This is a genomic window from Limnobacter litoralis (assembly GCF_030160455.1).
Taxonomy (GTDB): domain Bacteria; phylum Pseudomonadota; class Gammaproteobacteria; order Burkholderiales; family Burkholderiaceae_B; genus Limnobacter; species Limnobacter litoralis.
The window spans coordinates 1-9237 of the sequence record NZ_BSOJ01000014.1; the positions used below are offsets into that span (position 1 = coordinate 1).

6 protein-coding genes are annotated in these 9237 nt (G+C 50.3%); 2 read left to right on the top strand and 4 right to left on the bottom strand.

The genetic code is table 11. The features are described from left to right. Window positions 1-271 precede the first annotated feature (271 nt). The gene (locus QQJ87_RS07035; RefSeq protein WP_284280825.1) at window positions 272-4753 is read right to left on the bottom strand and encodes an RHS repeat-associated core domain-containing protein; all 4482 of its coding nucleotides are present in this window, start codon (window positions 4751-4753) and stop codon (window positions 272-274) included. Between the two features lie 250 nt (window positions 4754-5003). Here QQJ87_RS07035 and QQJ87_RS07040 point away from each other — a divergent pair, with 250 nt between their 5' ends. Then, window positions 5004-5825 carry a phosphoribosyltransferase gene (locus tag QQJ87_RS07040; RefSeq protein ID WP_284280826.1) on the top strand — a complete coding sequence of 274 codons (822 nt, stop codon included), beginning with the start codon at window positions 5004-5006 and terminating at the stop codon, window positions 5823-5825. Between the two features lie 133 nt (window positions 5826-5958). Continuing rightward, on the top strand, window positions 5959-6909 hold the full coding sequence (locus tag QQJ87_RS07045) for a UDP-glucuronic acid decarboxylase family protein (protein WP_284280827.1): 951 nt from the start codon (window positions 5959-5961) through the stop codon (window positions 6907-6909). Here QQJ87_RS07045 and QQJ87_RS07050 read toward each other — a convergent pair. From QQJ87_RS07050 to QQJ87_RS07060, 3 genes are all read right to left on the bottom strand, one after another. Next, complete coding sequence (locus QQJ87_RS07050) at window positions 6893-7750, bottom strand: hypothetical protein (protein ID WP_284280829.1); 858 nt, start codon at window positions 7748-7750, stop codon at window positions 6893-6895. The two genes, QQJ87_RS07045 and QQJ87_RS07050, sit on opposite strands and share 17 nt — an antisense overlap. Then, window positions 7750-8715: a glycosyltransferase family 2 protein gene (locus QQJ87_RS07055; protein ID WP_284280831.1), complete on the bottom strand. Its 966-nt coding sequence runs from the start codon at window positions 8713-8715 to the stop codon at window positions 7750-7752. The genes QQJ87_RS07050 and QQJ87_RS07055 overlap by 1 nt, the downstream gene beginning before the upstream one ends. Further along, on the bottom strand, window positions 8712-9237 hold a 526-nt coding region (locus tag QQJ87_RS07060), incomplete at its 5' end, for an NAD-dependent epimerase/dehydratase family protein (RefSeq protein ID WP_284280832.1). The genes QQJ87_RS07060 and QQJ87_RS07055, both read right to left, overlap by 4 nt.

The following is a 9237-nucleotide window of genomic DNA, read 5'->3' on the forward strand; positions in this document are numbered from 1 at the left end:
TTCTCAAGTTTACTCAACTCCGCGTAGACCCAAGGGAGTCGGGGGAATAAATCAGTGTGTCCCTAAATAGGCTCCACCTTGATAACCCACTGGCCCTTCGTAAACAGTCGTGCCTTTTGGAATCTTGATTGCGTATACCGCATCAACCGGAGACGAACTCTGTAACTCCAAAGTATCTGGGTTTATCCACTGAGGCTTAACAGCATTGTCAATGCGTACCTTCGCCACTGACTCAGGTGGGCTTGCATTAAACCATTGCCCAAGCGCCTTTTTACCGCCCCCCCGAGGCTCCGCCTCTGTAGTAGATCGTATCCTCTTGCAACACTTTTTGATTGTATTTACCGCCAGCAAAATTGGCAGCCGGACTTCCAGGCAATGAGGCTAGCGGACCAGGATTTTCTACCATATTAAAATGATAGACCTCACACACCAACCCCAACGGATCCACCCAACTCACCGGGTTTGGCACGTACTGGTAGTTGTTCAACCCACCCATCAAACCAATCGGGTCTTGGGTGGTGAACTGCCCACACTCTGGGTCGTAGTAGCGATGTCGGTTGTAGTGTAGCCCGGTTTCCTCGTCGAAGTACTGCCCCATAAAGCGCAGGTTTTGCGTGAAGCTTCGGTCTGGGTGATCATCAACGTGCACGTCGCTGCCGGCTACTTTCAGTTGCCGCTTTAGCGCCCCGTACGCCCGATACTGAGCAGCCCAGATTATTTGACCTTCTGCATTGCTGACTTCTTGTGGCGTGCCCAAGTGGTCGGTGTGGATGTGATACACCGCGCCTTCTGGCCGTGCTGCGTCTGTTTTGACCACCGCCACAGGTTTGAAGCTTTCGCCGTTGCCTTGCTCGGGCTCGAACAAATAGGTGCTGCTTTCGTTGCCCTTGGCTGCGCTGGTCTGTACCTCTTTCAGCAAACAATCGCCCAGCCAGTAAAAGCGCGTCTGATCGTCTTCACTGACTTTTAAAATTCGCCTGCCCAGTGGGTCGTACTGGTAGCGGGTTTGTTCGCCCTTGGTTTGCACCAGGGCCAATTGGCTGTGGGCGTTGTAGCGGTAGGCCTGCCTGAAGCGCTGGCCTTTGCCCCAACGTTTTTCGGTGCGGCGGCCCAGCGCGTCGTAACTGAAGTGCTGGTCACCTTGCATGGCCAGCCGATTTCCAGTTGCGGCAGGTTGAGGGGGCTGGCTGATTTGATCGCTTTGTTCGGCATCGATCATGCCAAGCAAGTTGCTGGCGGGGTCGAACAGAAACTGCTCGGGCACAGGGCCTTGCACGCTTTTCAAGCGGCTTAGCGGGTCGTAGTGGTACTGGGTGGTGCCGCGCAGCAGGTCGTCAATTTGACCAATACGCCCCTGGGCGTCGTAGTGGTAGCGCCGTTCAATGATGGCGCTTTGTTTCAAGGTGCGCTCTTTCAGCGTGCGTTGTTCCAGCAGCCTTCCTCGCGGATCGTATTGGCTTTCCGTACACAGCTGGTTGGAATGCGTGCGTGCGGTTTCAAGCCCCAGGTCGTTGTGTTGCAGGCCTAGCAGCTGCTGACCGTTGTAGGCCATGGTTTGAAGCTGGGCGGTGCCGGTGGGGCTTTCGTCCCACTGGTAGGTGATGGCTTCCTGCTGTGTACCCTCGCCCTGCGGCTGTTCAAGCGTGGTTTGGGTGCGTTGCCCCAGCGCGTTGTAGGTGTGGGTCAGGGTAAGGTCGCCCTGCTTTTCCTGCGCCAGTTGGCCGTCGTCGTTGTACGCAAACTGCAGTCTGGTGTGGGCATTGCGGGCAGTCGAAAGGCGGCCCAGCGCGTCGTATTCAAACTGGCTGGTGCTTTGTGTGGTGCCACTGTGGAGCTGGCCCAGCGCGCAGTGGTCGATGGCCACCAGTTCGAGCACCTGGCCAAGGGCGTTGCGCTTGTACTGGGTGCGGGCCAACACTTGCAGCGCGGCCGGGGTTTTGGGGTTGGGGTCCACCTCCATGCTGGCCAGCAAGTGGCCGGCGCGGTTGTACTGGTAACGGCGGGTGCGCCCGTCAAAGCCCTGTTCTTCGATCAGGCGCTCGGCTTGGTCGTATTTCAGGTGGTAGCGCTCGCCTTTCTCGTTGGTCAGACCGATCAGGTTGCGTTCGCCGTCGTAGTGGTAATGCAGCTTGCTGACCAGTTTGTCGCCCTGGTACAAGGCTTTGTGTTCCACTTGGCTAAGGCCGTTGTAGGCGTATTCAAGGCGCTGGTGCGCGTTGGCAATGCTGGTCAGCAAACCCTGGGCATTGTATTGGTAGCGCGTGGTTTGGCCCTGTGGGCTTGTAACCGCGGTGCATTGGCCCAAAGCATCGTATTCAAAGCGCTGAATGGATTCTTGCCCGTGGGCGTTGGGCGCCACAATGGCGGCCACGTTGCTGAAGCCGCCGCCCTCGGTGTGCTGGTAGCGAATGTGCTGGCCAGTGGGCGTACGCACGGCCTGCAGTTGGCCTTTGTTGTTCCAGACGTAGCGGGTGGTTCGGCCTGCAGGGTCGGTGTGGCTTTGCACCAGCCCTTGGGCCGTGTAGGTGTAACGGTGGCCCTTGTACTCGGTGGGCAGCAAAGTATCGCTGTTCTCAAAGGTGCGAATGTGCCCAGCCTTGTTGGTGTGGCTTAGCAAGCGCCCTTGCGCATCGTAGGCAAACAGATCGGTGTTGCCCAGCGGGTCGGTTTGACGCAGCAAGCGGCCGTATTCGTCGTATTCAAACTGAACAATGCCACCCTCAGGATCGGTGATTTGGAGCGGCAGCCCTTGCGCATTGAACTGGTAGGTGGTGCGCCCGCCCCGGGTGTCGATGACCGCACTTTGTCGCGCAGCCGGGTTCCATTCAAAGCGGTAGTGGTAGGTTGCTTGCCCATGGACTGGGTCGCCCCATTGCTGCACGCAGCGGGCCGATTCGCCCTGCCCTTCCCATTCAAAGTGAAAGGTGTAGCCCGTCTTCAGGCTGCGCGTGGCAAACACATGGTGCTGGTAGGTGTAATGCTCGGCCTGCCCCAGCGCGTCTGCTGCGCTGGCCAGGTCGGGGCGCTTGTCTTCACCCAGGGTGTAGGTGTAGCTTGCCAGCGTTTGCTGGCCGCTTTGTACACTGGTCAACAGCCCGTCTTGCCAGTGCAGCCTGATTTCACGTCCTTCGGTGTTGGAAATGCGAACGGGTAGACCGCTTGGGCTTTGGTCGTAATGAAAGTGGATGGCGTTGCCGTGGGGGTCTTGGTAGCGGGCCAATACCCACTGCCCTGCCGCCACTTCGGACTGTGGCTGGAAGTGCCTCTCGATGTGGCTGTCGGGGTTTTGCGTGGCTGCGCTTGACCGAACCATGAAAAGGCCATCTTTTTGCTGCAATTCAAGCTGCTCATGCGGGTTAACGGCATGGATGCAGCCTTGCGGCCAGTCGAAGTAGATCTCGCGACCCTCTTGGTCGAGCAACACCATTTGCGCCTTGCCTGCGTGCTGCCTGGCAAACAGGCGCTGACTGATGGGGCTTGCCCAACCGCAGCCCATGCCCGTGTTTTTAAGCTGGTTGGATCGATAGGTGCGCTGCCAAGGCAGTGAAATATTGCCCTGCAGTGCAAAGTCGGTGAGCTGCAGCAGTTCGGCCCCGGTGAACATGTCAATCGGTTCGCCACCGGTGCAGGTGTTGGCGGCGCAGCGGGCGTTGGCGCCTGCAGTTTTTTCTGCTTTAGCAACCGTCTTCTCAGCCGATCTTGCCATGTTGGCTTCTTTGTCTGCTGCCTTGGCTGCCGATTTCAAAACACTCACCGATTCAGCAGCCTGCCCTGCCGTGGATACTTCCTCTACTGCACTGGTGGGTTTGACAATTAATCGATACAGATCGGTCATCAAGTCAATTGCATGGCGGGAAAATGGGCCAACCATTTCCGACACTTTCCGCGCCGTTTCGGTACCCGCAACAGCTGCCTTGGCGGCGTTGGATCCCACTTTCAGAGCGGTGCCTGCAGCAGCGGTTAAGTCTGCTGTGGAAAGTGCCAAAGCCAGTTCCAGACAAATTCTGACCACACCTTCTGAGCCACCACGCAAAGCCATCAACAGACTGGTGGATTCGCCCTGCCCCAGAATGAACAAATAAATGGCCTGAAAGATTCGGGGGTGACGAAACAGAATGTTGAGAATATAGATGCCCTGTTCAAGTGCCTTTCGAAGCAATGCATCCGAGTTAAAAAAGCCGTAGCCAGCAACAATCAGATTTTTCTGAAGCTGTTCAAAATCTGACTTGCTGATGTCAAAGTGAAAATTGCCAACAGCTTGGGCAATTCCATGGGGAGCACTGACGACGACCTCTGCCAGATCGTCAAGACCTTTGACAAAGCCTTGAGCGCCCTTTTTTCCACCCTCTAGTACTGCACCACCATACAGCTTTGCCTTTGCCAACCAGGATTGATGAACTAGATTGGCCTGTTCTTTGTCATAAGCCGCCCACCTGGCCACCATCAGTCCGCCCAATTCAATAATCAGTTTGTTCTCAAGCTGGGTAATGCTGTTGCCACTTGCCTGTCCGTCTTCGGTAGCAACCCAGAAAAAACTGTTTGACTTGAGCAGGTTTGCGTAATTGTCAGCGTTGTCAGGCAGCCGGACAGCGCGTATTTGGGCGCTCGCCAGTGCGTCTTCAACGAGGTCAATCAGTTCTCTGCCTTGCGGGTGATTGCGAGCATGCACATCGAAAAGCTCAAAGCACTGCGCGATTTCGAGTGCGTTCGACTTGTTTGTGCCATAGCCCGCATTGGGAAATGACAAAAACATTTCCAAATCCACGTTTGAATGTGCGATGCGATGAAGAAGCAACCAGGGAGACAACTGAACAGACGCGCCTACAAATAACCACAGACGATTTGGAAACTCCCGTACCAACAACTTCTTAGTGCTGGGCAAGGGGTTGGCAGACAGTGAAATGAATTGCGACACGCGTTTGACCTGTGGAGTGCAGACAAACCTGCAACCCTACAGGGATGGGCTGGATGGGGAGAAATGTGCCTAGGGTGGGTGATACCGAGTGGATGAGTGCGGATTAAAACATCAGAGGCAAGATGTTGGCGAGTATTTTGCGGACCTGTATCCTTCCGTCAGAACCCACCGCACTCGCAACAAATCGACAGGTACTATGCACTTTCCACCACGTTATCCTTGGAGTAACTTTCCGCCCGTATCCATTCATTCACCTGAAAGTGCAGTTAAGAAGCACCCCCTTTACAATGCATCGAAATCGGGTGATCCGGAAGCTGCGTTCAGGTTGGTGAGCGAGCTAGTGTCGCCAAGCGTTACTAAAAGCCTAATAGACCGCTATGCAACCGAGCTACCCATCCTGGTTTCGGCACATGCCTTGGAATCTAGTGGTGTAAATGCGATTCCTGCTGCATTGGCTGAGTTGCTTGAAGAAAAAACTGGCTTCGAATCCGACACTGACGTTGTACAAACCAATGTGGTAAGCCACACCGGTGCAAGCGGAATACATCGCATTGCCCATCAGGCGATGTTTACAGGAACTATTATTCGCAACCGGAATTACTTGCTCGTTGACGATTTCGTAGGCCAAGGCGGCACATTGGCAAACCTGCGAGGTTACATTTTAGACAAAGGCGGTCGTGTGGTTGCCGCCACTGTATTGACCGGAAAGCCCTACTCGGCCACAATATGCCTAGAATCTCAAACTTTACAAAGACTTAGAGATAAACATGGAAAAAATCTTGAGTCCTGGTGGCCGGACAAGTTCGGTCACAGCCTCGACTGCCTTACTGAATCAGAAGCAAGATATCTCGAAAAAATCGAGAGTTTTGAGTCCATCCGATATCGGATTGCTCAAGCAGAGCAAAGCTGAAATCGTCGCACAAATCAAAAACAAGGCAAAGCGATCTACAGCTATTTGAATTTTCAAGCGCCTTGTGAAGGTTAAAGACCTTTAAAATCGCAGATAATGGAGTCTTGTCTAACTTCTGCGTCAGCGGGCAAGCATGAAAAAACGTGTTTTGGTGACTGGTGGGGCCGGCTTTTTGGGTTCACATCTGTGTGAGCGGCTGTTGAACGACGGGCACGAGGTGATTTGTGTCGACAATTTCTTCACCGGTTCAAAGGAAAACGTGGCCCACCTGCTGTCGAACCCCTATTTTGAGCTGATTCGGCACGACGTCACCTTCCCGCTGTATCTGGAAATCGACGAGATTTTCAACCTGGCCTGCCCTGCCAGCCCAGTGCATTATCAGCACGACCCGGTGCAGACCACGAAAACCAGCGTGCACGGGGCGATTAATATGCTGGGCTTGGCCAAAAGGGTGAAGGCGAGAATTTTTCAGGCCAGTACCAGCGAAGTGTACGGCGACCCGGAAGTGCACCCCCAGCCAGAAAGCTACTGGGGGCGCGTGAACCCGATCGGTTTTCGAAGTTGTTACGACGAAGGCAAACGCTGCGCTGAAACGCTGTTTTTTGATTACCACCGACAACACGACCTGAACATCAAGGTGGCACGCATTTTCAATACTTACGGGCCGCGCATGCACCCGAACGACGGGCGGGTGGTCAGTAATTTCATCGTGCAGGCCCTACGAGGCGAACCCATCACGATTTATGGTGAAGGCAACCAGACCCGCAGTTTTTGCTATGTGGACGATTTGATCGAAGGATTCATCCGCTTGATGAACACCGAGAGAGGATTCACCGGCCCCGTAAACCTCGGAAATCCGGGTGAGTTTACGATGCTGGAACTGGCCAAAAAAGTGATCGAACTAACTGGCAGCAAGAGCGAATTGACGTTTAAACCCCTGCCTGAGGACGACCCGAAACAACGCCAGCCTGATATTACGCTGGCGAAGGAAAAGCTGGGGTGGGAGCCGACAGTGAAGCTGGAAGAAGGTCTGCAAAAAACTATTGATTACTTCGCCGAAACATTGATCAATTCAAATGTGTGAGGCACTTATTCATAATTCTCACATTCAAGCTAGAAATATAGTTTAAATAGTAAAACTTAAAGCAAGAATCCCTAGAAATCCCCATCATCCTGAATCTGCAGAGAGATTTAAGAAAGGCCACTGCCTTATTTAAGTATACCAAAAAAATACTACATTCCGCAAACTTAGAAATACTTGAAATTGAAATTTTATATAGGTATTTCTCACCGAATTTAGTCCAGTTTTCTCTATTCCATTTTTCGGGATGAATTAGATGCCCAACAGCATTTTCCTCATAAATCATTAAATTAATGTTTATTTTCAAGAAAAACACCGCAATAAAATGATCCCACCACGGTTCACCAAACACAAACCCACTGGGGTCTATTAATTTAAAATTTTTCGCTTTAGACAAAAATACATCAAGCCCCACTGCATAGGATTCGCCACCGACGGAGTCGAGTTTTTCTAAATTCAAACGACGGAAAGCACAAACCTCATTATTTTCGATAACCTTTATTAATTCAAAAATCTTTTCTTTGTTTAGAAAAAATACATCAGCATTCCCCAATATCACAAGATCATCATCATCAAGAGTTTTAATAAAATCAATGAAATCTGATAAAAATACTAAAGGACGACCAACTAGAATTTTCGCATCCTTTGAAGTACGCTTTACGTGAAGATTCGATTCAAAATTTAAATTAAAAAACTCATTTTCAGAATTAAAAGAAATCAAAAAATCAGCAACCTCAGACCAACTTTGAATGCAGAAAGTCTGATAACTTTCACCAATATCAAGGCCAGACTTGTTAACCCTTGACAGTTTTGGTGGAATTGATGTTAAAAAGTACGTAGCCATTAATTATATATTCTGTTTGCGATTCGGAAATTTATCTTTTTCTTAATCCTATTATAAGAAAGGCTGAGTAAAGCAGTAAAAAATCTTAAGTAGGAAAACGAAGGGTGCACATCCACAAAATTTCTACAGTAATTAGTAAATTTTTCGTGAACATTTTCACCCCCACCTAACCATCCACCGAATAAGAAGGCATAGGCTAACCCAACTCTTCCATTCAAGACCAAGAAACTTGACAATGTAGCCATATATCCATTTCTTACCTCATTTTTTAAATTTTTAAAAGTAAGTGAATCTTGATGACTTCTAAAAAAAACCAATGGTTCACTTATCTGATAAGCACATCCCGTCTGCCACACAGAATTTAGCTGAACCATAACATCCGGCCCAGCACCATGAGAAAAAAAATCTGTTTGATATTTCGTCTGTATGTCACAATTAAGATATCTTTTAAAAAGATCTCTTTTTATAATCGCAGCACATGGACTGTAAGGTATGTCGGCCACCAAGAGACGTCGCAAGTACTCCTCTCTATCAATTAATCTGGATTTTTTAGTCCAGTAATATTGATATGATTTATCTACACACTCACCTAACTGCACAGTTGACACCACGATACCCAAATTTTTATTCGTGTTAAATGGCTTAATAAATTTCCTTAAAGCGCCCTTCAATAACAAATCATCACTAAATAGGATCTTTATATAACCACCTGTCGAATATTCTAAGCATTTGAGCCAGTTTCTTACAGGACCCACATTGGTCTCATTCTGATAAACATGCAGTCTTTCGTCCTTCTTCTCTAGCTCCTTGCAGATATGCATCGTCTTATCCGTGCTGCAATTATCCACAACAATCACTTCAAAGTTTGGATAGTCTTGATCAAGTGCAGAACGAATACATTCTTCAATAAAATCTTCACGGTTATAAACCGGAATTAAAACACTTATTTTGGGGAATTGGTTCATCGCTGCTCAACCCATTTGACCATGCGACTTACCCCCTCAGCACTGGATACTTGTGGCTTCCATCCAATCAGTTTTTTTATCTTCGCCAAATCGGCTACAAACACCCTTTGATCACTCTCTCTGGGCGGAAGGTTCGTGTAATTCATCTTGCATCCCGTTTCTTGTTCGAGCAGTGCAAACAACTCCAGAAGCGATAGGCTGTTCTCCATTCCGCCCCCAATGTTAAAGGCTTGACCTTTGATTCTCTCAATCTGATTCAGTGCCGTGTAATACAAGCTGATCATGTCATCGGCGTGCAGCACATCACGCACCTGTTTGCCACTTCCTGAGATCGTAAAGGGCCTGGTTTCTCCGTTTTTAATGTCAACAGCCTTTTGACAGAACCAACCCACCCAGCCCTGATCTACCGTGGCAAACTGCCGTCCCCCGTACATGGAGGAATGCCTGAAGACCACCGTCTTTAATCCAAAGATACGCGCGAAGTCCTGCATGTATTGATCTGCGGCACCTTTAGAACACCCG

Excerpts from the sequence above, each read along its gene's own strand:
- QQJ87_RS07035 (WP_284280825.1), bottom strand. The coding sequence starts at position 4,753 with ATGTTTTTGTCATTTCCCAATGCGGGCTATGGCACAAACAAGTCGAAC.
- QQJ87_RS07045 (WP_284280827.1), top strand. The coding sequence starts at position 5,959 with ATGAAAAAACGTGTTTTGGTGACTGGTGGGGCCGGCTTTTTGGGTTCA.
- QQJ87_RS07055 (WP_284280831.1), bottom strand. The coding sequence starts at position 8,715 with ATGAACCAATTCCCCAAAATAAGTGTTTTAATTCCGGTTTATAACCGT.
- QQJ87_RS07050 (WP_284280829.1), bottom strand. The coding sequence starts at position 7,750 with ATGGCTACGTACTTTTTAACATCAATTCCACCAAAACTGTCAAGGGTT.